Genomic DNA, 24,626 nt, shown 5'->3' with positions numbered 1-24,626 from the left:
GGCCTCGCGGCCTCCCCCTTTTTTGCGTTTACGGGGCGTGAATGACTCAATTACACCAGACGATCTTGTTGTTTTCGGTATTGAGCCTTTATTTAAAGAAAATAAATCGTATAACAAGGGCAACTGCTATGGCCGCAATGATCATAAGCAGGATTGTCAGCTGATGCTGCTTGCGTCGTTTACTTGACGAAACGAAGATTGATTTTCCCTGTTTTGGAGTCTCGAGATAGCGAGCCGAATGCGTCAAGGTTTGCTTGGGTCGAGGCCCTCTTTGTTGATGAGCGGCGGATGCTTTCATCGGCTCATCACTAGCTGCGCTGTTTTTAGATAATGGTGCGTCTTTCAGATATACAGGGTCTCCCGAGGCAACGCCCATATGTTTACGTCCCGTTTGGGCTTCTTCGAGCGTTTGATATCGGTTTCTTGTCACATATTTGGGCTCTGGGCCATTGATGGGCTCTTGCGAGATGTGGGGGCGATGGAATCGAATCGGTTGCGGGCTGGATGCTTCGTCCTGCTCCGGCATAAACGTGTTGTCCTGTTTTTGATCGTCCATGATGCCCTTAGCTCGTCATCAATATCGTGTATGCGCCCATTGTAAGCCAGCCGTCTAGTTTTGATGGGATTGCATACATTATTTAAGCCTTCGTTCAAATTCCGTTAATTAGACAAAACCTTAGTCAACCAGACTTAGATATGCTTATATCAATAGACTCAAAAAACTTTATAGTCGATGTATATATAAGAAGAGGCTGGGCATATATAACAGCGTCAAAAGAAGTCCCAGTCACCTAGAAGATGACTCGGCAGTCCTTAAAAGGAGTGGTAAACATGGCAAGCATGGTTCCTTATCGTTCGGTTTTTGGCGTTCGTCCTTCTGCTAGCTCGCTGTTCGATTTGTTTGATGATATGACCGATCTTGCAAACAACTCGATTGCTTCCAAGGCGTTCCCCGTTGATGTCGAGGACAAGGGCGATGGTTATGAGGTCAAGGCCTATCTGACCGGCGTCGCTAAGGATGATATCGACGTTGAGCTTAACGAGGGTCGCCTGTCGATTAGCGTGAACGTTGTGGAGGACGAGGAGAACGAGGGCAAGAACTTCCTGCAGAAGGAGTTTAGCTCGTACAGCGCGACGCGCGGCGTGTATCTGAAGGACGCTTCGAGCGAGGGCCTTTCGGCTAAGTATGCTGACGGCATCCTGACCGTTACGGTTCCCAAGATTGTCGAGAAGAAGAACGTTACGAAGATCTCCATCGACTAACGATGGCTCTGCTTCAATCGAGAGTATGAGTTAAGGGGGGCTGGGAAGTGATTCCCAGCCCCCCTTTGTTGTCTTGAGGGGCTATTGAATGGTTGTCGGTTGATACTGGCTTGCAGGGCGTATCGAGAGCTTCCGCGGCCCTTGAAGACGGGTGGCAGAACTGCCGAGTTCATCATCGAGACTTGCATCAAGCGCGTTGGCATAGCTTTTGACGGTAAGGCTTGGACGATTATTGTCCTGGCTGATGTGCATGGCGATGAGTTGTTCGGTGCGATCGGTAACAAGTTCGCGCGCGGCTTCGGCGGCCTGGTTGTTGGAGAGGTGCCCCTTTGTGGACAGGATGCGCTCCTGAAGAAAGCGGGGGTACGCTCCTTCGCGCAACATAGTTACATCGTGGTTACTTTCGAGCGCGAGAACTCGACAGTCTTTGAGGATGCCTATGGCCTTGCTCGATAGCTCTCCGGTGTCGGTGGTAAACCCAATGGAATCATCGAGAGCATTAAATCGATAGCCGACAGGATTGATGACATCGTGCGATGTTGAGTAGGTTTGCACGTGGATGCCGGCAATGGGGAGCGTGTCGCCGGGGTCAAATTCCTCTACGGGCAGGTGCGCGAGGTTTTCTTTGCATGAAAGGGTGTCCCTGCTGGCAAAGAGGGGACCATGCCAGTGCTTGCACCATACATCGAGCCCCTTGATATGGTCACCATGCTCATGGGTGATTACTAGAGCGGCGACGTCGTCTGCCGAGAGGCCAAGCTCCGCCATGCGTTTAAGTGTCTCGCGGCGGGACAGGCCGTTGTCGATCATGATGAGCCCCTGAGGCCCCTCGACGAGTGCGCAGTTGCCTTTTGAGCCGCTGCCGAGGATATGAAGGTGCAGGCGAGACATAAGATTCCAAAGGATACAATGAGTGCGGACGAATAGAGGAGGAAGCGAATGCCAACGGTATCTCAGCACTATGGACATCATGCCGCGCCGAGGACGGATAAGAGCGCCCTGGCAACGCGGCAGGCCGCTGCCCCCGTAGTGCTCATGGTATCAGGCGGTGCGGACTCGACGGCACTGCTCCTTATGGCTTGCACATCAAAGCTGGATATCCAGGACGGGCGCGGCGTCGCTCCCATTGCGCGCGAGCGATTGCACGTGCTGCATGTAAACCATCATCTGCGCAGGGAGGCATCCGATGGCGACGAGGCCTTTGTACGTGACCTGTGCGCGCAATACGGCTTGCCGCTGTGTGTTGAGCATGCCTATTTTGATGACGAATCGGGCAATATCGAGGCTGCGGCTCGCGAGGTGCGCTATGCCGCGGCACGGAGATATGTTCGCGAACTTTGTGCCGAATCGGGCGCACCGCGGACGGCGGCTCGTATCTGTACCGCGCATACTTCGTCGGACCGCGCGGAAACATTTTTGATGAACGCGATTAAGGGATCGGGGCCCGCTGGCCTATCGAGCATTCCTCGCCGGAGGAATATCGTGGTGCGTCCCTTGCTCGACCTAACTCATGGCGAGCTCGTGGGCTATCTACAGGTACATGGTCAGCCGTGGCGTGAAGACGAGAGCAATGAGGATATCTCGTATCTGCGAAACTACGTGCGCCATCGAGTGATGCCGGTGGTGGCGCAGCGCAACGCGAGCGTCTGCAAGACGATTGGCGCCGCCTGCGAGATCTTAGGCGATGAGGACGCGTTTTTGTCTCAGCTTTCGGCACAGGCGTTTCGAAGCTGTTTGCGCAAAGAGGCAGCGGGCGCGCTGGTGCTCGATGCCAGGCGCCTTGCTGCGGCCGAGGTGGTAATCGCGCGGCGCATTGTGCGACTGGCGATTAAGCGCATCGATCCGGACGCTCGTCCAGAGATGCGACATGTGGAGCGAGTCCTTTCCTGCGTTGCTGAGGGCGCCGGCTCAGTCACGCTTCCGGCGGGGATTGACGCACGCATTGAGTTTGGCATGCTGGCGTTTAAGGCGCCGGTGGCTCGCGAGGGCTTGGTCGCGGACTGGGTTACCGTACCCGGTCGTTTGCCGTTGGGCGGGGGACGTGTGCTGGTCGCAGAGCCGATGGCTGTGGAGCCGGGGTGCGATATCGTGCACCGTGCCCGCGAGCTTGCTGCAGCCGGAAAGGTTGCGGCCTTGGTGGATGCGGCGGCCCTGGGGTTTGCCGACTGCGATGGCGAGCGGATGTTAGCCGGCTCGCGCGGGGAGATTCCCACCGAGGCACGATCGGCGCGCCTGTGGGTGGATAGCCCTGTGCCGGGAGACGTGATGTGCCCGTTGGGGATGAACGGCCGAAGCAAGAAAGTGTCAGACCTGTTGAACGAGGCGCGCATTCCTGTTTCAGACCGCTCTGGCGTACCCGTGGTAAGAACGGCTCCGGGAGGTGCCGTAGTATGGGTCGCAGGCGTTCGCACGGACGAGCGTTTTAAATGCACGGCCGCAACGCGCGTGGCGTATCTGCTTCGTGTGGTCGATGCGGAATAGCGTCCCACGCCAGCTATTCTGTGCGACGTTGACGGTATTCCCGCGCTGATGGCGCACGGGCTGGTAAATATACCCCGTGCGCTGCTAGAATGTGTAGTTCGCGTCCATACGGCGGTGTGTGGGCGATAAGCACAAGAAAGGGTTGTCATGGCTTCTCAACATCCGGATATCGAGAAGGTTCTGTTTGCGCAGGAGGATATCGACGGTATCGTCTCTCGCCTAGGCGAGCAGATTACTCGCGACTACGCGGGTAAGGATCTGGTGCTGATTGCGGTCCTGCGCGGCGCCGTGGTCTTTATGGGCGACCTGATGCGCAAGATCGAGCTGCCGACCAACATCGATTTCATGGCTGTTTCGAGCTATGGCGACGGCGTGAAGTCCTCGGGTATCGTGCGTATCATTAAGGACCTGGATATCGACATCCGCGGTCGCGACGTGCTGATCGTCGAGGACATTCTGGACTCGGGCCTGACGCTCAAGTATCTGATGAAGAACCTCGAGAGCCGCAAGCCCGCTTCTCTGGAGGTCGCCGCCTTCCTGTGGAAGGACGTTGAGGACCGTACCTCGGCCATCACGCCCAAGTATGTTGGAACCCATTGCCCTGATGCCTTTGTGGTGGGCTACGGCCTCGACTATGCCGAGCGCTATCGTAACCTTCCGTATCTGGGCATTTTGAAACCGGAGGTTTATTCGTAAGATGCCCGACGACCGTAACGATAACAATTCCCAGACTCCCCGGGAGCCTAAGATCCCGGGGGTGCCCGGAGGCAAGAAGCCCACGCGTACGGGCTGGCTGTATTTTATTTTGGCTTGCGCGCTTCTGGGCTACGCCTTCTTTAACATGGGCTCCGGCTTTGCCAATTCCAGCAATACCGTTAAGCTCGCGACGAGCGAGATGGTCAACGCCATTAAGCAGGACCGCGTCGAAGATTTGACCTATACGGTTCAAGACGGAAGCGTGGCGGGTCATTACTGGAAGACAAAAAAGGACAAGGGCGATACGAGCGAGCTCAAGAGCTTCTCCTCGACCTATGTCGGCTCCGATTCGCTTGCCGAGCTTATGGCGGAGCACCCCGATACCAAGTACATCGTCAACACCAACGACCCCGATTTTTGGGGCGACTTGGCGATGAGTGTGCTGCCGACGATTGCCCTGATCGCCATCATGTTCTACTTTATGCGCCAGATGATGGGCGCCAATAATAGGAACATGCAGTTTGGCAAGACCAATGCCAAGACCAACGAGGCTACGCGTCCCAAGGTCAAGTTCGAGGACGTTGCCGGCGTGGACGAGGCAGTCGAGGAGCTCGAGGAGATCCGTGACTTTTTGAGCGATCCGGATCGCTATCGCAAGCTGGGCGCCAAGATCCCGCGTGGCGTGTTGCTGGTGGGCCCTCCGGGCACCGGTAAAACGTTGCTGGCCAAGGCCGTTGCCGGCGAGGCGGGCGTGCCGTTCTTTAGCATCTCGGGTTCCGACTTTGTCGAGATGTTCGTGGGTGTCGGCGCCAGCCGTGTGCGTGACCTCTTTAAGGAGGCCAAGTCTCAGGCTCCGTCAATCATCTTTATTGACGAGATCGATGCCGTGGGACGTCAGCGCGGAGCTGGCTTGGGCGGCGGTCACGACGAGCGCGAGCAGACGCTCAACCAGCTGCTGGTCGAGATGGACGGCTTTGAGGAAAGCGAGTCGGTCATCCTGATCGCTGCGACCAACCGTCCCGATATTCTGGATCCGGCATTGCTGCGTCCCGGCCGTTTTGACCGTCAGGTTACGGTCGACCGTCCGGATGTGAAGGGCCGCGAGCAGATCTTGCGCGTGCATGCCGAGAACAAGCCGATGGACGAGGACGTGAAGTTTGAGAAGCTCGCCCAGATGACCGTTGGCTTCACCGGCGCCGATCTGGCAAATCTGCTCAACGAGTCTGCGCTGCTGGCTGCCCGCCGCCATCGTTCCGTGATCTCGATGGACGAGGTCGAGGAGTCGATGGAGCGCGTGATTGCCGGACCGCAACGCAAGGGTCGCGTGATGACCGAAGCCGAGCGCACCACGATTGCCTACCATGAGAGCGGCCACGCCCTGGTGGGCCACATCTTGGAGCATTCCGATCCGGTTCATAAGATCTCGATCGTCAGCCGCGGTCAGGCCCTGGGCTACACGCTGCAGCTTCCGCAGGAGGACCACTTCCTCAAGACCAAGAACGAGATGCTCGACGAGCTTGCCGTGTTCTTGGGCGGCCGCGTTGCCGAGGAACTCATGTGCGATGACATCACGTCGGGCGCGAGCAACGACCTGGAGCGCGCGACCAAGATGGCGCGCGAGATGGTCACACGTCTGGGCATGAGCGAGGAGCTGGGCACTCAGGTCTTTGGCGAGGCGCAGCATCAGGTATTCCTGGGCCGTGACTATGCCGATCATCAGGATTACTCCGAGGAGACGGCGCGCCGCATTGATATCGAGGTTCAGCGCATCATGCGCGAGGCCCATCGTCGTGCGGTCGAGATCCTGGACGCCCGTCGCGATCAGCTCGATCTGATGGCGAAGGTGCTGCTTGAGCGCGAGACCGTCGAAGGCGACGCCGTGAACGCCCTGCTCGACAACGAGTGGGATGCCTACCTTGAGCGCGAGGGCGATATCCTGGCGGCCAAGGAGGAGCGCAATGCCAAGGCGGCCGGCATGCCGACCAAGAAGCGCGCGCCTCGTATGAGCGAGGAGGAGCTGGCGGCTGATGCCGCGGCCTTTGCGCAGGCGGCCATGCAGGAGGATGCCGAAGCCGCATCCGATGATGCCGGTGATGGCAATGCTGTCAACGCTGACGGCAACACCGACGCCGACAAATAGTTCTTGTAGCGAAAGCCTCTGCGGGGAAACCTGTGGAGGCTTTTTCTTTTGAGCGGTATGTTGATTGGGGACAGACTTAAATGAGCGTTTTCACGCATTTAAGTCTGTCCCCAATCAACATTGCTGCGGCACTTTGCTCAGCTAAAGCGTACAATAGCGCCTATGTGAAAGGGGAACAGATGATCAACGAAACTATGTATGCTCGCGGTGCGGAAAGCTCCATCATCCGTGAGATCTTTAGCCATGGCCTTGAGCGCAAGGCACAGATCGGCGCGGAAAACGTGTTCGATTTCTCACTGGGTAACCCGAGCGTTCCGGCACCTGCCGCCGTGGCTGAGTCCATTAAGAAGGCCTTGGAGCTGCCGAGCGACCAGCTGCATGGATACACGCCTGCACCGGGTCTGCCGCAGTGCCGTACCGCCGTGGCCGAGTCGCTCAACCGCCGCTTTGGCACGAGCTATGAGGGCAAGGACGTCTTTATGACGGTGGGCGCTGCGGCTTCGCTCACCTGCACACTCAATGCCGTTACAAACCCGGGCGACGAGGTCATTGTTATCGCTCCGTACTTCCCGGAGTATCGCGTGTGGATTGAGAAGGCCGGCTGCACGTGTGTCGAGGCACCCGCCAATGAAGATACGTTCCAGCTGAGCGTAGACAACGTGCGCAAGGCGATTACCGATAAGACGGCGGCCGTCATCATCGACTCGCCCAACAACCCGACCGGTGCCGTATATACGCGCGACACGCTGACGCGACTGGCCAATGTTCTGCGCGAGGCCAACGCTCAGCGCGGTCCCGAGAATCCGATTATGCTCATCTCGGATGAGCCGTACCGCGAGATCGTGTACGGTGCCGAGGTGCCTTGGGTACCATCTATCTACGAGAACACCGTCGTGTGCTATTCGTATTCCAAGTCGCTGTCGCTGCCTGGTGAGCGCGTGGGCTGGATCTTGGTTCCCAACACCAATCCGCAGGCTGCGCGTCTGATGCCGGCTGTTGCGGGTGCTGCCCGTACGCTGGGTTTTGTATGCGCACCGGCGCTCTTCCAGCGCGTGATTATCGATTGCATCGATGAGCCGAGTGACGTTGAGGCCTATGCGCGCAACCGCACGGCGCTCACCGACGCCTTGGCGGACTACGGTTATACCTATGTTGAGCCGGATGGCGCGTTCTACCTATGGGTGAAAGCGCTGGAGCCCGATGCGAACGCCTTCTGCGAGCGCGCAAAGAAGTATGAGTTACTTGCGGTTCCCTCGGACAGCTTTGGTATGCCGGGTTGGTTCCGCCTGGGCTATTGCGTGAGTTACGAGACCATCGTCAATTCGTTGCCTGCCTGGAAGCAACTGGCCGACGAGTATCGTCGAAAGTAAAGCGCTCTGCTTACAATGTTTTACGTGAAACGGGGTTTGGTGTTAAGCCAGACCCCGTTGTCATGGACGTTGTGTCATTGGGATGGAGCGGTTTTACGACTGCCGAAGGCTATGCGTACAATGAATATACGCGACGGCCATACTGGACAAGGAGACCCGATGCCCTACCTGCTTTCTTGTGACATTCATACCCATACGATGTTCTCTGCGCATGCATATTCGACCATTGAGGAAAATGTGTACTGGGCGGCAGAGCGTGGCTTGCAGGTGCTCGGATCTGCCGACCATCTGAGCTCAATGGTTACGGCTTGCCCTAATGACCTGCGCAGTTACCAGTTCTTTATCAACCAGGATATCTGGCCGCGCATATGGAGCGGCGTGCTGGTGCTGCGTGGTGCCGAGGCCGATATCGTTTCACTGGACGGAAGCCTGTTTGGCGAGGACACTCCTGTCACGCTCGATATCGCCGGCGATCCGTACAGCCGTCAGCATTCGCTGTTCGACCTAGTTACGCGTAATTTGGATTATTTGGTTGCAAGCGTGCATAATCCGCAGCTCGCTGAAGGCGCGACGCTGGCCCAGACGACCGAGATGTATATCAATGCCCTGGAGCACCCCAAGGTGTTCATGCTGGGTCACACGGGGCGCTCGGGCGTTCCGTTCGATATCGACGAGGTGCTGCTGGCGGCCAAGGCCAAGCACAAGATCATTGAGATCAACAACCATAGTCTTGAGCATGGCACGGATGCTGAGCATTGGAATGTGTGCCGCAAGATTGCCGAGCGCTGCGCCGAATTGGGCGTGGGGATTGGCGTCTCGACCGATGCGCATATTGGCATGGCGATTGGCAAGCTCGACCAGGCGCGCAAGATGCTCGACGAGATTCACTTCCCGCTGGACTTGATCGTGACACGTGACCGCGAAACGCTGCTGCGCGAGATGGCGGCAGCCGGCGTGTGTGACCTGCGCAAGGGGATCTAGCGGAGTTTATAAACCAAGCGAAGGGGGCGGTCCAGGCGGGCCGCCCCCTTTCTTGTCCCAAAAATCTACTGAGGTTGGTTAGCGGCGCTCGAGGACCGCTACGGTTTCGGTATGGTCGGTGTGGGGGAACATGTCGACGGGCGTGATCTTGAGCAGGCGATAGCCTCCGTCGAGGAGCTGGTGCAGGTCGCGCTCTTGGGTCACGGGGTTGCAGCTGATATAGGTGATGCGGCGCGGCTTAAGTGCACAGGCAGCTTCGAGGAACTCGGGAGTAGAGCCGGCACGCGGCGGATCGATGGAAAGGGCATCGACCCGCTCGTTGTTGTCGGCGGCATCTAGGATGTAATCGGTGGCATCGTCGGCCATAAACCAGGCGCTGCGGGTGAGGCCATTGAGCTCGGCATTGCGGCGTGCGTCGGCAATGCCCGCCGGGTTGCGCTCTACACCGAGCAGCATGATGCCGATACCCTTGTTCTGGGCATCTTTGGCTGCGCAAAGACCGATGGTGCCGCTGCCGCAGTAGGCATCCATGAGTACGTCGCCCTGCTGCAAATCCATGCCGTCAATGGCGAGTCGATAGAGCAGCTCGGTTTGCTGCGGATTAGTCTGATAGAACGCGGTGGGGGAGATGTCGAATTCGCAGCCGAGCAATTGATCGCGCATGCATTCGGCGCCATAGACGATGCGAGTTTCCTCGCCGAGGATGGCGTTGCCGGGACGTCCGTTGATATTTTGGGCGACGGTGACGACGCGCGGATCGAGTGCAGCGACGGCCTCAAAGAACTCCTGCGCATGCGGCAGGTCGCGCTGGGCGGTCACAAGGGTGATCATGATCTGGTCGGTGCGCCAGCCGCAGCGAACGACGGCATAGCGAAGCAAGCCCAGATGTTTGTCCTCGTTAAAGGCGGGAATGTGCAGACGTTCGGCCTCGCGCGCGATGCCGTTGAGAATCTGTCGGGCGCCCGGTGCCTCAACGGGGCATTCGGGAACGGCAACGATTCTGTGCGTGCCGCGCTCAAAAAAGCCGCTGCGGACAGCGCCCTCCTTGCCGGGAGCAAAGGGGGTGGCAGCCTTATGGCGAAAACCGCGCGGCGCAGGATATTTGCCCGGGTCGCCCAGGGTGACGCCCATACCGCGAATGGGGTCGACGCTAATACCCTCACGCTCGCAGAGCGAAGCAAAAAGCTCCTCTATAGCAGCCTGCTTAGCTGCCAACTGCTTTTTATAAGGACGATTGAGCGCCGTGCACCCACCGCAAGCTTTCATGATCGAACAGGGAGACTTGGGGTCCACGGCCTTACGCGCAGACGAAGCCGAATCATTATGTGGGCGCTTGGAACGAGTCCGAGGCGCTTTGTCCCCGCCTCGACGAGAGTCAGAACGCTTGGTCTTAGCCCTGCTCTTGGTCGACTTACCCTTCGCGTCCTGAGACGACTTGGATTTCTTAGAAGATTTTTTCTCCTCCAACCCCTCAGCTGCCTCGATCAAAGCACGACGAGCCTTACGCTCCGTACGAGATTCTGCCATCAATAACTCCACTAATTCATGAATTTAAGCTGCAAGTATTGTACCGTGCCAAGCCAGCAGACGATATGCAAGCGGTTTATTCGTGTCAGTGATACGCCCAACGACGGTTGCCCGCCGCGTGAGGGGTGTGGGGGTTAAGTTTATCGCGAGTTCCGCACGAACAGGAGGCCACTTAATGTGGCCTCCGTCGTGAGCGGGACTGTAGAGCAGGAAACTTAACCCCCACACCCCTCACGCGGCGGGCAAACTCGCCTTGTGCTCTATCGCGCTAAAGTGTATGATTCTGAACGTTACATGACTCACTTTACTTAACTAAAGTGCCACCAAGGGGGAATACCATGAATACCGATATGTCTCGTCGTCAGTTTGTTGGTCTAGCCGGCTCGCTCGCCACGGTGCTTGGCCTTGGTCTTGTCGGCTGCGGCGGTGGTGCCGGCAAGGGCTCCGCTGCTGGCTCTGCCGCGGCCAAGGATGTGAGGGGCGCCGCGGAGTCCAAGAAGCTCGTGGTGGGCTTTGACAAGTCCTACCCTCCGTACGGCTTTGTGGGCGATGACGGCGAGTACACCGGCTTTGACCTCGACCTTGCCAAGGCCGTTGCCGATAAGCAGGGCTGGGAGGTCAAATACGAGGCCATCGACTGGGATGCCAAGGACACGCTGCTCAACTCGGGTGCCATCAACTGTATCTGGAATGGCTTTACCAAGGAGGGCCGCGAGGACGATTACACGTTCTCCGAGCCGTACATGCTCAATGAGCAGGTGCTGGTGGTCAAGAAGGACGCGGGCATCAAGAGCTGGGACGATCTTGCCGGCAAGACCGTGATTACCCAGACCGATTCCGCTGCGCAGGATGTGCTCGAGGGTGACCAGAAGGATCTGGCGGCGACATTTGCCACGCTCGACACCATCGGCGAGTACAACACGGCCTTTATGCAGCTCGAGAGCGGCGCGGTCGATGCCGTGGCTTGCGACCTTTCGATTGCCCAGTATCAGCTTGCCGCCAAGCCCGATGCCTATACGCAGCTTGATGAGCCGCTGTCCAGCGAGCACTACGCCGTCGGCTTTAAGAAGGGCGACACCAAGTCGGCCGACGCCGTGACCGAGTCGCTCAAGGCGCTCTATGAGGACGGTACGGTCAAGGACCTGTGCGATAAGTATGCGAGCTACGGTCTATCCTTCGACAACTGGGTGCTCAAATAGCGGCTTTCCCAGGCACCCGATTTTGCCGTTCAAGCCGTCGCTTGCGTACATTTAGTACGCGGCGCTCCTCTTTCACGGCAAACTCGAGCACCTGGAAAACCCGCTTTAGCATTGGGTTTGCTGTTCTGTTGTCGCGAAAGAGAGCTTAGGTTGTCTATTCAGGTCATGATGCAGATGCTTGGCCAGGGATTCTTGGTCAGTTTGCAGCTGTTTGTGCTGACGCTGCTGGGGTCGATTCCGCTGGGAATCCCCGTGACGTTTATGCGCATGAGCAAAATTGCGCCGCTCCGCTGGATTGCGCGCATCTACATTTCGGTCATGCGCGGTACGCCGCTCATGTTGCAGATGTTTGCCATCTACTTTGCCCCGTACTACGTGTTTGGCATTTCGCTCACGCCCGATTCCAAGTGGACGGCGTGTGCCGTGGCATTCATCATCAACTACGCCGGTTACTTTGCCGAGATTTATCGCTCGGGCCTGCAGTCCATTCCGCGCGGTCAATACGAGGCTGCCGAGGTGCTGGGCTACTCGCGCATGCAGACGTTTCTGTATATCGTGATGCCGCAGGTCGCCAAGCGCATTTTGCCGGCGATGGGCAACGAGATCATCACACTGGTCAAGGACACGTCGCTGGCGTTCGCCATCGGCGTGGGCGAGATGTTCTCGACGGCCAAGGCGCTGGTCGCCTCGCAGGTGAGCATGGTGCCGTTTGCAATCGCGGCACTGATTTACTGGATCTTTAACTTCGTCGTCGAGATGCTGCTGGGCGCTGCCGAAAAGCGACTTGACTACTACCACGACTAGCCTGTTCCGTCGTGCTTTTCAAACACATGGAGGTTCCCGTGTCCGGAACGGTAATGAATATATCGAACGCGCGTAAGGCGTTTGGCGGCAATGAGGTGCTCAAGGATATCTCACTCGAGGTAAAGCGTGGCGAGGTTGTGGCGATTATCGGGCCTTCGGGCGGCGGTAAGTCCACGCTTCTGCGCTGCGCGACGCTGCTCGAGACGCTCGACGGTGGCTCGCTTTCGTTTGGCGACCTTGCCGTTGCGACGGACGCGGGGTCGGGTGCGGTATACGCGAAGGGCGACGTGCCCAAGCAGGCACGCTCGCGATTTGGCCTGGTGTTTCAGAACTACAATCTGTTTCCGCACTATACCGTGATGAAAAACATCACCGATGCTCCGATTCGCGTGCTTAAGCGCCCGCGCGAACAGGCCGAAGCACGTGCGCGTGAGTTGATCGCGCAGATGGGGCTTACGGGCAACGAGAACAAGGTGCCATGTGAGCTTTCGGGCGGTCAGCAACAGCGTGTGAGTATCGCCCGCGCCTTGGCGCTCGACCCGGAAATCTTGTTCTTTGATGAGCCGACCTCGGCGCTCGATCCAGAGCTGACGGCCGAGGTTCTGCGCGTCATCAAGGATCTGGCCGCGCAGAATATGACGATGGTGATCGTGACCCATGCGATGCAGTTTGCGCGCGATGTTGCCGACCGCGTGGTCTTTATGGATGGCGGTCGCATTGTCGAGGAGGGTCCTGCCGAGCAGGTTGTCGATCATCCACATGAGCAACGTACCCGTGAGTTCTTGAGCCGTATCGAGGGCTAGGCTCAGCTATGTATTGAGAAGAAGCCGCCGCAGGTCTTACGGTCTGCGACGGCTTTTTATTTGCATCGGCGGGGTCCAATAATCGCCTCGCGCACGTTCTCCTTCCTCTCGCCGCCTGTATTCATACGTGCGCCGAAAGGTATGCATGGGCAGTCACCCGTGAGGGTAGGGTGGTGGCATAGGACATTTGGAGGGTGAGTCGGCTCGGCTGCCGACCATGCTGCTTCCGGGACGGCACCGACCGCGAACTCTCCCCGTTGGCGTCGCGCCTTGCGCGCGGCCCTGCAAGGAGGTCATCATGGGTGCTCCCAAGACCGGTAACGTAAGGAACGTGGTGCTCGTAGGCCAAGGCGGGGTGGGCAAGACTTCACTCGCCGAAGCCATGCTCCACCTTTCCGGCAAGACCGCCCGCCTGGGCGGCCACGACGGCACCAAGCCCACGCTCGACTATGACCCCGAAGAGGTCAAGCGTGCATTTTCCATCTCGACGACCATTGCGCCGATCGACTGGAAGGGCGCACGTATCAATGTACTCGATGCCCCGTGCTATCCCGATTTTATCGGCGACGCCTTTGCCGCGATGAGCGTCTGCGAGACGGCTCTGTTTGTGGTCGACGCCGAGGCGGGCCCGCAGCCTACGACGGTTAAGCTCTGGTATGCCGCCGAGGACCTGCGCCTGGCGCGTGCGGTGTTCGTAAACCGCCTGTCGCGCTCCGAGGCCAGCTTTACGACCACAATGAACCTGCTGCAGGAGCGCTTTGGCACGCGCCTGGGCGCCGTGACTCTTCCCTGGGGCGAGGGCGAGGACTTCGACGGCATCATCGACCTGGTGCGCATGAAGGCGCGCCATTGCAACGGCGCCGAAGCCGTTGAGTCGGAGATTCCCGAGGAGTATCGTGCCCAGGCCGAGGAAGCCCATGACCATCTGTGCGAGCTGGTGGCCGAGGCCGACGACGAACTGATGATGAAGTACCTGGAAGGCGAGGAGACGCTGACGCAGGAAGAGCTTGAGGGCCTGCTGTCGAAGGCGATCGCCGAGCGCATCTTTGTGCCGGTCTTTGCGGGTGATTGCATTAAGGAGCAGGGCGTCAACTCGCTGATGGACGACATTGCGACGTACTTCCCGGCGCCGACCGACTACGGCGAGATGCCGCTTATCGACGGCGATTCGCTCAAGATCTCGAGCGACGATGATCGTCCGGTGGCGTTTGTGTTTAAGACCCTGGCCGATCCGCAGCAGGGTCGCATCAGCTTTATCAAGGTGCTGACGGGTACGCTTGAGCCGGGCCTTGAGCTGGTCAACGCGCGCACGCGCAAGGGCGACCGTCTGGCCCACCTGTATGTGATGTGCGGCCGCGACATGACCGAGGTCGGTCACGCCTATGCCGGCGACATTATCGTGGCACCCAAGCTGGCGGCCGAGACGGGCGATACGCTCTCGATTACCGGCAAGGTCGAGGCTGCGGCGTTTAAGTTCCCCAACTCGCAGTACCGCATTGCCATCGAGGCCGAGAATCGCGGCGACGAAGAGAAGCTCTACACGTTTATCGAGAAGGCCTGCAAGGCCGATCCGACCATGAGCATCGACCGCGACGAGGAGACCGGCCAGACCATTATCTCCGCCGTTGGTGAGGCGCAGGTTTCGGTGCTGCTCAATCGTTTGGAGGATCGCACCAAGGTCGTAGCCAAGAGCGTGCCGATCCGCATTCCGTATCGCGAGACCATTCGCCGTACGGCAAGTGCCCAGGGCCGCCATAAGAAGCAGACCGGCGGCGCCGGTCAGTACGGCGACTGCTGGCTGCGCGTGGAGCCGCTCATTGGGCCCGACGGCACGAGCGATGGCTATGAGTTTGTGGACGAGGTCGTGGGCGGCCGCATTCCGCGCTCGCTGATCCCCGCCGTGGACAAGGGCGTCCAGGAGACAATGAAGGACGGCATCATTGCCGGCTATCCGCTCACGGGCATTCGCGTGGCTGTGTACGACGGCTCGTATCACAGCGTCGACTCCAACGAGATGGCGTTCCGCGCGGCGGCTCGCATCGGCCTGCGCAAGGCATGTGCCGATGCCGACCCGGTGGTGCTGGAGCCCATCGAGGAAATCACGGTGACTATTCCCGAGAGCTACGCCGGCGCCGTGATGGGCGACATCTCGGCCTCGCGCGGTCGCGTGACAGGCATGGAGACCGATGAGCGCGGAGACACCGTGGTTATCGCGCAGGCACCTCTCGCCGAGCTGACGGATTACTCGACGCGCCTGCGCTCTATCACGCGCGGCACGGGTGACTTTACCATGAAGCCCGCCGGCTACGAGCAGGTGCCCTATGACGTTCAGGCCAAGCTGGTCGAGCGCTATGAGGAGGGTCGCGCCAAGTAGCGTGTGATTTTGCCTGCAATGTAGGTGCTGACGAAAAGGCCGCCCTGGGTAACCGGGGCGGCCCTTTTTGATCCCCGGGGCCGCGCTAAGTAAATCGACGTAAGGCAACCACCACGATGGGGACAGCCTCCATCGTGGTGTTTTTTGGCAGACGAGGCGCCTGTCGGCTTTTATTGGGACGGACTCCTTTTCATGCTGCCGTGAAAGAAAAAAAGACCTCCTTTGATAGAATATACGTATATAGACGTCTACTTGAACAAGGAGGCAATATGTTCGAGGCGGTTATCTTCGATATGGACGGGCTCATGTTCGATACTGAGCCGATTTGGGCTTCCTGCTGGCCCAAAACCGCAATTGAGTTTGAGGTTGAATGCAAAGAGGGCCTTGCGGACGCCATGCGTGGCACCAATGGATCGGAAGCGGTGTCCATTATTCGCGAGTGGTATGGCGATGAGGTCGATTCTCAAGCGTTTGTTGACCGTTTTTACGAAATAGCGCATGAAGCGCTGACTCAGGGCGCAGAGAAGAAACTCGGATTAGATCGGCTTCTCGACTATCTTCAGGCTGAGGGAATTCCGATGGCAGTTGCTTCATCATCGAGCAGAAAAATGATCGAGGCAAATTTGATAAGGGGAGGAATACTCCCTTATTTCGATTCGATCGTCTCTGGTGTTGAGGTCGAACACGCCAAGCCTTACCCAGACGTCTTTTTGAAAGCGGCGGATGAGCTAGGAGCTTTACCGCAGAAATCCCTCGTTTTAGAGGATTCCTATAACGGGGTGCGCGCGGGATTTGCAGGAGGATTTTGCACTGTCATGGTCCCCGATCTCTCTGAGCCAACAGATGAGATGGAAAGATTGGCCACGGCAATAGTTTCGAGCCTAAACGACGTTACCGATATGCTGGCAAATGGGGCGTTGGGGTAAGCATACCAAATGAAAGGGGCTGTCGAGTGCTTCTCGGCAGCCCCTTTTTTCGATTCGAGGCATTTAGTGCTTTGCGCGTAAATCAAAAAGGTATATAGTCGTCTATAAACAGGTACATAGACGTCTATATAAGTATCTGGAACGAAAACTCAACTCGAATTGCCGTAACCCGGTTGGAGGAATCATGGCAGTTGTAACTTCGACTGAGCTGATCCAGATTGCACGCAAGAATGGATGGCTCCTTCCCGCATATAACACGACGAACATGGAGATGACCTTAGGTATCCTGGATGGATTGCAGAGGGCCGGCATGCCGGGCATCCTCCAGATCGCCCCTACCAACGTTAAGCTTTCCGATTACGGCATGATCGCCTCTATCGTTAAACGCGCGGCGGAGGACTATATCGTTCCCACGTGTCTGCATCTTGACCACGGCAAGACGCTCGAGGATGTTCGACAGGCGGTTCAGGCCGGCTTTACCTCCGTTATGATCGACGGTGCCGCGTTGCCCTTTGAGGAGAACATTCGCTTCTCGCGCCAGGCAGTTGACTACTGCCATTGCTACGGCGTGCCCGTTGAGGCTGAGCTCGGTGCCATCAAGGGCAAAGAAGACGATCATGTTTCCGAGGCGGATCTTAAGACCGACCCCGATCAGGTTTGCGAGTTTGTGGAGCGCACGGGCTGCGACCTGTTGGCCGTGTCTATCGGCAACGTTCACGGCCTTGAGGATACGCCGCGTATCGATTTGCCGCTGCTTGAGAAGCTTGCCGAGGTGTCTCCGTGTCCCCTCGTTCTTCATGGTGGCTCGGGCATTCCCTATGAGACCATCCACGCTATGCAGCCACACAAGATGTCCAAGATCAACATCGCAAGCGACCTGCGCAAGGCCTACATCACGACGGTTGGCAAGGCGTACGAGGCAAACAACAACGAGCATAAGCTCGCCAAGGTACTGATTGATACACGTAAGGCAGTTGCGGACGTTGCTTACAAGACGACGCGCGCCATCAACGGCATCGCTGAGTAGCGCGGAATTACGAACATGGATGAGGCGATAATGGGTGCGCTCTACCTTGGTGTCGATGTGGGCACGTCATCGGTGAAGCTCACGTGCATTGATGAAGGCGGAAAAGTTGTCGCGACTGCGAGCGAGGCTTACGAGTGCTCTGAGCCTCATCCCGGTTGGCGGGAAATCAATCCCGAGACATGGTGGATCGCCATTTGCTCTGCATGCTCCCTGCTTGGAGAGAAAGTTGACCTGTCTCTAATAAAAGGCGTTGGCGCTACCGGGCAGATGCACACGACGGTCTTGATCGATGCCGATGGGGTGCCAACGTGTCCCGCCATAATGTGGAACGACCAGCGCACGATTGACGCCGTCTTTACCGAGAAGCAGTGGGCGCTGTCTGCGGGCTATCCTAGGGTCGCCAGCTTTCTTTCGACTGGGGTTCCGGCGATTAACCTTGCATGGATAGCTAAGAATAATCCTGAGGGCCTTTCAAAGAGCGAAGTGTTTCTTTCGGTTTCAGATTGGATTGCTCTCAAGTTTGGCGGGCGTGCTGGTGCGGACTATTGCGGGGCTTCGACAACAGGGCTCTACGATAACGAGAGGCAAGCTTGGATCGGTGAGGTCTGCGAGCATTTCGGAATCCCCGAGTCGTTGCTTCCCGTTGTCGAGCCTTCTGATGCCGTAATTGGGACCGTGGTTGAGAGAGCTTCAAGCGAGACGGGAATTCCCGCAGGTGCCATGATCGTGAGGGGAACGGGCGACAATCCCGCGGCAGCGATCTGCACGGGATGCCTTTTGGAGGGCGTCCCCACCATCTCACTTGGAACAAGCGGCGTGCTGATGTATTCATCTGAGGGAGTTGACCTTCCGGCTGTTGGCAAGCCCGTGTTGTTCAAGTGGGGAAATACCCTTAAGACCCAAATTCAGCTGAGTATCAGATCGTGCGGCGGTGCCAAGGAATGGTGGTACGGGCAGATTCTAAGCAGTGAGTCCTACGATTTGGAGGACAAGGCCGTCGAGGACCCCTTCTACGACATGAGGGATCTCATATTCTACCCTCATCTATCGGGAGAAAAAGTCCTGCACGGTTGCCCGTCGGTACGCGGTGCCTTTCTGGGGCTTGATCTTGACACGACTCGTTCCGAGCTCGAAAGGGCTCTGATGGAGGGCACGGCGTATGCCTTAAGGGAGCTCAAGGAGTCCGTGGACCATTCGGAAGAGTGGCGCAGCATCAGGCTCGTTGGAGGAGGGGCCAAGAACGATTTTTGGGCGCAAACGCTCTCCAACGTGTTGGGGGTCGATATGGTGCGGATGGAATCCTCCGGCGCCGGTCAGGGCACGGCGCTGCTGGCCCTCTCGGCTTCTTGCGGCCAAGACTTGACGGCGGTTGCCGCAGGGGTCTGCAGAAAACTCGATTCCATTGAAAAAAACGACAGGGCCCATGAGCTCTACGACGCGCGTTTTAGCAGGTATATGCGTATATTTGAGGCACTCCAAATTATCTATGAGCTAAATAGCGCGTAGCCGTTTGTCTTGTAAAATCTACCGTTCACCGAAAGGAATGCGAGAAGGTAACTCGAAGAGCGGTCCCTTTGTAAGATATAGACAACCGTAGACAACCATGAGCGTATATGGCTGATTGAAATGGAGGAGGGGGCGCTCAGGTAGAACGATAGAAGTAGCGAACATTAACTAAGGAGAATGAAAATGGGAGCAGTAAACGATTTCCTTATCTTCCTTGCGGAGGGCTTTACCGGCCTGTTTAATGCGGCTGGTGATCAGTTTGCCTCGTTTATTACGGGCATGATCCCAATGCTGATCTGTCTGATCCTTACGATCAAGGCAGTCATCCAGCTGATCGGCGAGGAGCGTGTCTATGGGTTCATGAAGAAGTGCACCAAGTATGCAGTTCTCCGCTATACCCTCATCCCGTTCCTTTGCACTTTCTTCCTCTGCAATCCGATGGCATACACCTTTGGTGTGTTTGTCGAGGAGGACTACAAGCCCGCATTCTACGATGCGGTCGTGTCCATGATGCACCCCATCGTTGGCCTTTTCCCGCACGCTAACTCTTCCGAGCTCTTTGTTTGGCTTGGTATCTCGGCCGGCTACGAGGCACTGGGAAAGAACTCCTCCGAGCTTGCTATCCGCTTCCTCATTGTTGGTCTAATCGTCTGCCTGATCAAGGGCATTGTCACCGAGAAGCTGTACCTCATCATGAAGAAGCGCAACGAAGCTAAGCTTGCCGCCTAGTAGTTCAGCGCAAAAGGAGAGTCTAAATCATGAGTGAATTCAAAAGCGTAAAGGCGTCCCACGGCGGCAACGGTTGGGGCGGTCCCCTCATCATTACCCCCACGGCCGAGAAGCCTTATGTTCTGAGCGTGACCCTGGGTGGCATCAGCCCGGTCGCCCTTCGCATTGCGGAGCTTACCGGCGCCGAGGCGCACGACCAGTTTAAGGACCCGATCGAGACCGATCAGGCATGCGCCGTTGTCATCGACTGCGCCGGCGTGGCTCGCTGCGGCACCTATCCCAAGATGGGCCTTAAGACGCTGAACATCAAGCCCGGTTCTCCGTCTGGTCCTCTGGCCCAGTTCATCACCGAGGATCTCTTTGCATCTGACGTCAATCCCGATTGCATCGTCCTTGCCGATGCGGCCGATGTTCCCGCTGAGCCGGTAAAGGCCGAGAAGGCACACGAGGAGACGACGAAGGAAAACGTCCACGCCAAGATCGCTGAGGGACGTGCCGAGCTCGCATCCAAGGAGTCTAACGGCTTCATGGACGTTGTCTCCAAGATCGGCACCGGTGTCGGCCGCGTTATCAGCATCATCTACCAGGCTGCGCGCGATACCGTGAACGATGTTATCCGCAACATCATCCCCTTTATGGCGTTTGTCTCGGTGTTGATCGGCATTATTAACTACACGGGTTTCGCGAACGTTCTCGCCGGCGTTCTCACTCCGCTTGCGGGCTCGCTGCCCGGTATGCTGGCAATTGGCATGTTCTGCTCAATCCCGTTCCTTTCGCCTTTGATCTGCCCGGGCGCAATCATCGCTTCTGTGCTTTCTGTCCTTGTTGGCAACCAAATCGCCAACGGCACGATTCCCGCCAACTTTGCCCTTCCCGGCTTCTTTGCCGTCAACTGCCAGGTTGGTTCCGACTTTGCTCCCGTTGGCATGACTCTCATGGAGGCAAAGCCCGAGACGATCGAAATCGGTTACCCTGCATTCCTGTTTGGCAAGCTGATTACCACCCCGATTCAGATTATTCTTGCCTACGTACTGTCCTTTGGCCTGTAAACTGAAGCTTTAAGAGGGAAAGGCCCACTATGCTCAACGCGCTCATTACAATAGCCTTCTTTATTCTCGTATGGCTTGCAGGAACATTCACCCAGTATCGCTACTGGAAGAGGGTGCGCATTCTTATCCATGAGCGCGCTCGCGATCATGAGGGATACTTGGGCACGGGTATGTGCAAGGTGAGTTTTAGCCGAAAGGCGTTTGTGATGATTCTGACTGATCATGATGGCGTGATTAACGGTTGCTATGAGCTCAAAGGGCTTTCCCTCAAACCAGAGTTTTCGGAGATGAGCGAGATGCTGGGGCTGAATATCGAGACCGCCCTAGACCATCTGGCCAACGAAAGCTATCACGATGCTTTTGCCCAGGCTATTCGTGTTATCGACAGGTCAATGACTGCGCCTGCGGCGTAACAAAGATAGGAGAAATCAAATGTACAAGGTTAAGGTCACTGAGATCGGCTCGTTTGTTGAGGAACTTCTCAACGAGAAGATGGTGGTCCTGTTTGGCCCGACCGCTCCTGCAGAGTTGCGCGACATCTGCGTCGTTCACGATGGAACTCCCACGGAGGATAACGTGCTTGCTGAGGGCGGCACCATTTCCATCGGCGATCAGGTCTACACGATTAAGGAGTTTGGTGAAGCTGCGAACGAGAACATGGGAGGGCTCGGTCATCTAACCATTGCGTTCGATGACGAGCGAGAGCTGCTTCCTGGAACGGTTCTCGTGACACCAAGCGTGCTTCCCAAGCTGGAAACCGGCATCGAGATTAGCTTCAACGGCTAAATCGCTCGGTATGGCAGGCCATGTATTAGTCGGAAAGGACGTGTTCTCATGAAACGTTCCGATTTAAAACTGCCACTTTTCACGGTCAGTCCTAAGACCTATTTGCTTGCGGACGATTCAATTGCAGCGGCTCATCTTACGGATGAAATCGCAAAAGATCGAGATCATTCGATTTTTTGGACTGCTCCCGTTCCCGAGCTCTGCGCAGTTGCGAAGGATTTGAAATTTGCAATTCCCACAGCGCAGCATGCCGATCTTATCGGTGACGGAAAAGGAATGGGACTGACACCTCTTGAGTCGCTTAAGAGCGCGGGAGTTCAAGCTGTCTTTCTAAATCACACGGCACACCCCCTGACCGTTGATAAGTTGGCGGCAACGATCGATCGCGCTCGTGAGCTTGAGATTCTAACCATTGTTGCAGCCGATAGCGTGACTGAGTCCAAAGCGGTTGCGGCGATGGATCCGGACGTGATTCTTTGCGAGCCGAGCAGCCTTGTGGGAACCGGCCATACAAGCGGCGATGATTACATCGCAGAGACCATCGCTGCCGTACGGTCCATCAATCCCGACATCGTTATCATGGAGGGAGCGGGAATCAGGTGTGGAGGCGATGTTCGTCGCTTGATTGGACTTGGCGCGCAAGGCACCGGCATTTCGAGTGCCCTGGCGATTACGGATGACAGGGCAGCGTTGCTTACGGAGCTGTTTGACGCGCTGGACTAAAACCGTCTACAAAAAGGCGAACCCACGGGTTCGCCTTTTTGCGTTTTGGAATTATATTTGGCGTAATGCCGCCGCTCTCAAGAGCTTTAATGGCGACGCTGAAAAACGGTGCCAAGCTGGAACCTGCTGGATTTAAGCCATACGCGCGCATATTCAATTGCAGAGTCATTGTCCAAGTAGACTGTTTGAAGCTGCTGAAGAAGCGGGGACTGCGTAGAGAGACCGAGCGCATCCGCGCGTTGGGTGTCCGCGAGCTTTGCCACAAAGGAGGTCTTTGAGTATTCGATCTGGTGGCCTGAGAGCCGCTCGATTATTGCAAAGAGACCTTCGTTAACAAAGTCGGCTGTTTCAATACCTGGGACAAGCGCCATATTGATGTTGTTTTCGATGAACATCACAGGTTCACCCTCAACGCTGCGCACTCGCTCGAGATGAAGGTAGTCAGAACCTTCGACAATACCGAGATGTCTGGAAATATCTTCGTCCGACTTACGAATTTCGCAATCGAGAATGTTTGTTTCGAAAGAAAGGCCTTGCTCGATTAGAGATTCGGAGAAAGAGATAAGACCCTCTGTAAGGGGGAAAGAGATGTCTTTTGACTTAACGTAAGTTCCCTTTCCCTGAATTTGCTCAAGCAGGCCCTCATCAACAAGCTTGGAAATGGCCTTTTTGATGCTGCCGCGGCTGACGCCGAGCGTACTCATGAGCTCGACTTCCGACGGGATTTTGGATGCTTGCTCCCAAGCTCCTGAGGCGATGTTCTCGCGCAGATAGTCGACCACCTGCATATAGATGGGGGTGGGACAATCCTTTTTAATATGTGAATTGTTGACGCGATTGGTCACAGTTTCTCCTGATTACTTTGAAGCAAAATTACCTTCATTTTACGTTGTTTTGCTTCGATTAACTTATCGAGATTGTGATTGCAAAGAATAAATCACGTATTTAATGTAGGGCTTCTGCTGCTTTGGCTGCCTGTCTGGCGTTTGCCTTCTACTCTTATCGACAATACGGGTATCTTGGAGAGATGGCCCCATGTCACTGAAATGCGCCGTAGGAGGCAAGAATTAGCCTCCCGTGCGCGTCGGTGACAAACGATGCGGGCGTGGCCCCGGTTGAACCTACTCTCCGGCGGCCTGGTTGCGGCCGGTGGCGTAGTCGATCTGCACATGCGGCTGCAGGTTGTAGCAGTATACGTGGAAGCACAGCGTCTTGCCGTGGTCCTCGACCGATTGCGCCTCAAGGCGCACGCCGCGGCAGACAAGTTCCTCTTCGTTATACATAGGCGTGACGCGGTAGAGCACGTGGTTGCCCGTTTCGCGGATGTAGTCGAGAATCTGCTCCTCAAACGGTAGCATGCCCGTCTCGTTGAGATAGCGCGTGCCGGTGAGGAGATCCTTGCGATTGGCGTTTTCGCCGCAGAGCGACCAGGCGATGAGGTGGCAGCGGTTGTAGAGGCTCTGGCCCGGAATAAAGTCGTAGCGCTGCTGATGCCATCCGGCGGGATGGATGCGCGAGATATCGCCGCGCTTGCCTTGACCGAGCGAGTCGGGGCCCACGCAGGCGAGCGCTTTGCGAGTGCGGCCCATACTGTCGAGCTTGGAGAATTTCTTAAAGCAGCCCTCTTCTGCAGCGCGTTCGTATTCATCGAGTGTGAATGACGGCATGCCGAGCGGGTGCGCGCTGTCGGCGCGAAGGGCGACGTAGGGATTGCCGGCGTAGTCTGGAATGCTGCTGAGATATACGCCGCGGGCGCGGTTGAGATCTGGGTTTTCCACTTCGGCGATGGGGGTGGCGGCACTGTCCGCGGAGGCAACGTTGCCGTTGGTGTTGGTCGCGGTGGATTCGGAGCCATCGCCGGAGTCCTCGGAGCTTGCTGTTCCCGATTCGAGCCGGGCAACCAGGTCTGCCTCGTCGTCGGTGCGGCTGGGACTCTCGTTTTGTTTTTCGGCCAGAGCCGTCGCCTGCTCATCGCTTTGCGGCGACAACAACTTGGGCGCTCCGTCGAGCGACCCTGTGAACAACGCAAACCCCAGCACCACGGCGGTGCCGATGGAAAGTACTTGCTTGTAGGCGGACTTGCGCGACATTGCGGCTCCTGGATGGACGGTTGGGAATCTACCAGTCTAGCAGGAGCCGGCAGGGGCCGTTCTGTCGAACAAATACTCAAGATTTGGGATAGACGTTACTGATTCATTTGCCTCATATGGAGCTGCGGCGGTTGTGTACATGGAATCAGTCG

At 57.0% G+C, this 24,626-nt stretch carries 23 protein-coding genes; 18 read left to right on the top strand and 5 right to left on the bottom strand.

All coding sequences use genetic code 11. The features are described from left to right. Positions 1-88: 88 nt before the first annotated feature. Complete coding sequence (locus DW821_RS09400) at positions 89-556, bottom strand: hypothetical protein (protein WP_118066647.1); 468 nt, start codon at positions 554-556, stop codon at positions 89-91. 275 nt (positions 557-831) lie between these two features. Here DW821_RS09400 and DW821_RS09395 point away from each other — a divergent pair, with 275 nt between their 5' ends. Next, a complete protein-coding gene (locus tag DW821_RS09395) occupies positions 832-1,263 on the top strand; it encodes an Hsp20/alpha crystallin family protein (RefSeq protein WP_055251783.1) in 432 nt (143 codons plus the stop codon). A gap of 81 nt (positions 1,264-1,344) precedes the next feature. Here DW821_RS09395 and DW821_RS09390 read toward each other — a convergent pair whose 3' ends face one another. Further along, positions 1,345-2,154, bottom strand: coding sequence for an MBL fold metallo-hydrolase (locus DW821_RS09390; protein ID WP_118066645.1), 810 nt, complete (start codon positions 2,152-2,154; stop codon positions 1,345-1,347). A gap of 48 nt (positions 2,155-2,202) precedes the next feature. Here DW821_RS09390 and tilS point away from each other — a divergent pair, with 48 nt between their 5' ends. From tilS to DW821_RS09365, 5 genes are all read left to right on the top strand, one after another. Continuing rightward, a complete protein-coding gene (gene tilS, locus DW821_RS09385; protein WP_199584348.1) occupies positions 2,203-3,744 on the top strand; it encodes a tRNA lysidine(34) synthetase TilS in 1,542 nt (513 codons plus the stop codon). A 147-nt stretch (positions 3,745-3,891) separates the two neighbouring features. Beyond that, positions 3,892-4,440, top strand: a complete 549-nt coding sequence (gene hpt, locus DW821_RS09380; protein ID WP_118066643.1) for a hypoxanthine phosphoribosyltransferase — start codon at positions 3,892-3,894, stop codon at positions 4,438-4,440. 1 nt (position 4,441) lies between these two features. Further along, on the top strand, positions 4,442-6,580 hold the full coding sequence (gene ftsH / locus DW821_RS09375) for an ATP-dependent zinc metalloprotease FtsH (protein WP_118066641.1): 2,139 nt from the start codon (positions 4,442-4,444) through the stop codon (positions 6,578-6,580). A 179-nt stretch (positions 6,581-6,759) separates the two neighbouring features. Then, positions 6,760-7,950 (top strand): pyridoxal phosphate-dependent aminotransferase, encoded by a 1,191-nt coding sequence (locus tag DW821_RS09370; protein ID WP_118066639.1) that lies wholly within the window; start codon positions 6,760-6,762, stop codon positions 7,948-7,950. 159 nt (positions 7,951-8,109) lie between these two features. Continuing rightward, positions 8,110-8,931, top strand: a complete 822-nt coding sequence (locus tag DW821_RS09365; RefSeq protein WP_118066637.1) for a phosphatase — start codon at positions 8,110-8,112, stop codon at positions 8,929-8,931. Between the two features lie 78 nt (positions 8,932-9,009). Here DW821_RS09365 and rlmD read toward each other — a convergent pair whose 3' ends face one another. Beyond that, on the bottom strand, positions 9,010-10,458 hold the full coding sequence (gene rlmD, locus DW821_RS09360) for a 23S rRNA (uracil(1939)-C(5))-methyltransferase RlmD (RefSeq protein WP_118066635.1): 1,449 nt from the start codon (positions 10,456-10,458) through the stop codon (positions 9,010-9,012). A gap of 338 nt (positions 10,459-10,796) precedes the next feature. Between rlmD and DW821_RS09355 the strand changes: the two genes are divergently transcribed. The 12 genes from DW821_RS09355 to DW821_RS09300 all read left to right on the top strand — a co-directional run bounded on the left by DW821_RS09355 (position 10,797) and on the right by DW821_RS09300 (position 22,384). Further along, on the top strand, positions 10,797-11,657 hold the full coding sequence (locus tag DW821_RS09355; protein ID WP_118066633.1) for a transporter substrate-binding domain-containing protein: 861 nt from the start codon (positions 10,797-10,799) through the stop codon (positions 11,655-11,657). Between the two features lie 150 nt (positions 11,658-11,807). Beyond that, on the top strand, positions 11,808-12,461 hold the full coding sequence (locus DW821_RS09350) for an amino acid ABC transporter permease (RefSeq protein ID WP_233553049.1): 654 nt from the start codon (positions 11,808-11,810) through the stop codon (positions 12,459-12,461). Positions 12,462-12,514: 53 nt separating this feature from the next. After that, positions 12,515-13,264: an amino acid ABC transporter ATP-binding protein gene (locus DW821_RS09345; protein WP_199584349.1), complete on the top strand. Its 750-nt coding sequence runs from the start codon at positions 12,515-12,517 to the stop codon at positions 13,262-13,264. A 298-nt stretch (positions 13,265-13,562) separates the two neighbouring features. Further along, positions 13,563-15,638: a translation factor GTPase family protein gene (locus DW821_RS09340; protein ID WP_118066629.1), complete on the top strand. Its 2,076-nt coding sequence runs from the start codon at positions 13,563-13,565 to the stop codon at positions 15,636-15,638. Positions 15,639-15,907: 269 nt separating this feature from the next. Further along, complete coding sequence (locus DW821_RS09335) at positions 15,908-16,564, top strand: HAD family phosphatase (RefSeq protein WP_158567565.1); 657 nt, start codon at positions 15,908-15,910, stop codon at positions 16,562-16,564. A 184-nt stretch (positions 16,565-16,748) separates the two neighbouring features. Next, complete coding sequence (locus DW821_RS09330; RefSeq protein ID WP_118066625.1) at positions 16,749-17,591, top strand: class II aldolase; 843 nt, start codon at positions 16,749-16,751, stop codon at positions 17,589-17,591. 15 nt (positions 17,592-17,606) lie between these two features. Continuing rightward, positions 17,607-19,097, top strand: coding sequence for a xylulokinase (locus DW821_RS09325; protein ID WP_118066623.1), 1,491 nt, complete (start codon positions 17,607-17,609; stop codon positions 19,095-19,097). A gap of 183 nt (positions 19,098-19,280) precedes the next feature. Beyond that, on the top strand, positions 19,281-19,826 hold the full coding sequence (locus DW821_RS09320; RefSeq protein ID WP_117640464.1) for a PTS glucitol/sorbitol transporter subunit IIC: 546 nt from the start codon (positions 19,281-19,283) through the stop codon (positions 19,824-19,826). Between the two features lie 29 nt (positions 19,827-19,855). Beyond that, positions 19,856-20,875 (top strand): PTS glucitol/sorbitol transporter subunit IIB, encoded by a 1,020-nt coding sequence (locus DW821_RS09315; RefSeq protein WP_117640463.1) that lies wholly within the window; start codon positions 19,856-19,858, stop codon positions 20,873-20,875. A 29-nt stretch (positions 20,876-20,904) separates the two neighbouring features. Continuing rightward, positions 20,905-21,288: a transcriptional regulator GutM gene (locus DW821_RS09310; RefSeq protein ID WP_117640462.1), complete on the top strand. Its 384-nt coding sequence runs from the start codon at positions 20,905-20,907 to the stop codon at positions 21,286-21,288. A gap of 19 nt (positions 21,289-21,307) precedes the next feature. Continuing rightward, the gene (locus DW821_RS09305) at positions 21,308-21,661 is read left to right on the top strand and encodes a PTS glucitol/sorbitol transporter subunit IIA (RefSeq protein WP_117640461.1); all 354 of its coding nucleotides are present in this window, start codon (positions 21,308-21,310) and stop codon (positions 21,659-21,661) included. 48 nt (positions 21,662-21,709) lie between these two features. Next, complete coding sequence (locus DW821_RS09300; RefSeq protein ID WP_117640460.1) at positions 21,710-22,384, top strand: triose-phosphate isomerase; 675 nt, start codon at positions 21,710-21,712, stop codon at positions 22,382-22,384. An 86-nt stretch (positions 22,385-22,470) separates the two neighbouring features. Here DW821_RS09300 and DW821_RS09295 read toward each other — a convergent pair whose 3' ends face one another. Further along, positions 22,471-23,229, bottom strand: coding sequence for a GntR family transcriptional regulator (locus tag DW821_RS09295; protein ID WP_199409608.1), 759 nt, complete (start codon positions 23,227-23,229; stop codon positions 22,471-22,473). A 276-nt stretch (positions 23,230-23,505) separates the two neighbouring features. After that, a complete protein-coding gene (locus DW821_RS09290) occupies positions 23,506-24,474 on the bottom strand; it encodes a DNA/RNA non-specific endonuclease (RefSeq protein ID WP_118066621.1) in 969 nt (322 codons plus the stop codon). Positions 24,475-24,626 lie beyond the last annotated feature (152 nt).

The sequence above is a fragment of the Collinsella sp. AM33-4BH genome, assembly GCF_003469205.1.
Classification (GTDB): Bacteria; Actinomycetota; Coriobacteriia; order Coriobacteriales; family Coriobacteriaceae; genus Collinsella.
Note: the sequence above shows the minus strand (reverse complement) of the source record. Positions and strands in the feature narration are given on the sequence as shown.

What these genes read in the sequence shown, in the direction of transcription:
- DW821_RS09400 (WP_118066647.1), bottom strand. Translation starts at nt 556, where the DNA reads ATGGACGATCAAAAACAGGACAACACGTTTATGCCGGAGCAGGACGAA.
- DW821_RS09395 (WP_055251783.1), top strand. Translation starts at nt 832, where the DNA reads ATGGCAAGCATGGTTCCTTATCGTTCGGTTTTTGGCGTTCGTCCTTCT.
- DW821_RS09390 (WP_118066645.1), bottom strand. Translation starts at nt 2,154, where the DNA reads ATGTCTCGCCTGCACCTTCATATCCTCGGCAGCGGCTCAAAAGGCAAC.
- tilS (WP_199584348.1), top strand. Translation starts at nt 2,203, where the DNA reads ATGCCAACGGTATCTCAGCACTATGGACATCATGCCGCGCCGAGGACG.
- hpt (WP_118066643.1), top strand. Translation starts at nt 3,892, where the DNA reads ATGGCTTCTCAACATCCGGATATCGAGAAGGTTCTGTTTGCGCAGGAG.
- ftsH (WP_118066641.1), top strand. Translation starts at nt 4,442, where the DNA reads ATGCCCGACGACCGTAACGATAACAATTCCCAGACTCCCCGGGAGCCT.
- DW821_RS09370 (WP_118066639.1), top strand. Translation starts at nt 6,760, where the DNA reads ATGATCAACGAAACTATGTATGCTCGCGGTGCGGAAAGCTCCATCATC.
- DW821_RS09365 (WP_118066637.1), top strand. Translation starts at nt 8,110, where the DNA reads ATGCCCTACCTGCTTTCTTGTGACATTCATACCCATACGATGTTCTCT.
- rlmD (WP_118066635.1), bottom strand. Translation starts at nt 10,458, where the DNA reads ATGGCAGAATCTCGTACGGAGCGTAAGGCTCGTCGTGCTTTGATCGAG.
- DW821_RS09355 (WP_118066633.1), top strand. Translation starts at nt 10,797, where the DNA reads ATGAATACCGATATGTCTCGTCGTCAGTTTGTTGGTCTAGCCGGCTCG.
- DW821_RS09345 (WP_199584349.1), top strand. Translation starts at nt 12,515, where the DNA reads ATGAATATATCGAACGCGCGTAAGGCGTTTGGCGGCAATGAGGTGCTC.
- DW821_RS09340 (WP_118066629.1), top strand. Translation starts at nt 13,563, where the DNA reads ATGGGTGCTCCCAAGACCGGTAACGTAAGGAACGTGGTGCTCGTAGGC.
- DW821_RS09335 (WP_158567565.1), top strand. Translation starts at nt 15,908, where the DNA reads ATGTTCGAGGCGGTTATCTTCGATATGGACGGGCTCATGTTCGATACT.
- DW821_RS09330 (WP_118066625.1), top strand. Translation starts at nt 16,749, where the DNA reads ATGGCAGTTGTAACTTCGACTGAGCTGATCCAGATTGCACGCAAGAAT.
- DW821_RS09325 (WP_118066623.1), top strand. Translation starts at nt 17,607, where the DNA reads ATGGATGAGGCGATAATGGGTGCGCTCTACCTTGGTGTCGATGTGGGC.
- DW821_RS09320 (WP_117640464.1), top strand. Translation starts at nt 19,281, where the DNA reads ATGGGAGCAGTAAACGATTTCCTTATCTTCCTTGCGGAGGGCTTTACC.
- DW821_RS09315 (WP_117640463.1), top strand. Translation starts at nt 19,856, where the DNA reads ATGAGTGAATTCAAAAGCGTAAAGGCGTCCCACGGCGGCAACGGTTGG.
- DW821_RS09310 (WP_117640462.1), top strand. Translation starts at nt 20,905, where the DNA reads ATGCTCAACGCGCTCATTACAATAGCCTTCTTTATTCTCGTATGGCTT.
- DW821_RS09305 (WP_117640461.1), top strand. Translation starts at nt 21,308, where the DNA reads ATGTACAAGGTTAAGGTCACTGAGATCGGCTCGTTTGTTGAGGAACTT.
- DW821_RS09300 (WP_117640460.1), top strand. Translation starts at nt 21,710, where the DNA reads ATGAAACGTTCCGATTTAAAACTGCCACTTTTCACGGTCAGTCCTAAG.
- DW821_RS09290 (WP_118066621.1), bottom strand. Translation starts at nt 24,474, where the DNA reads ATGTCGCGCAAGTCCGCCTACAAGCAAGTACTTTCCATCGGCACCGCC.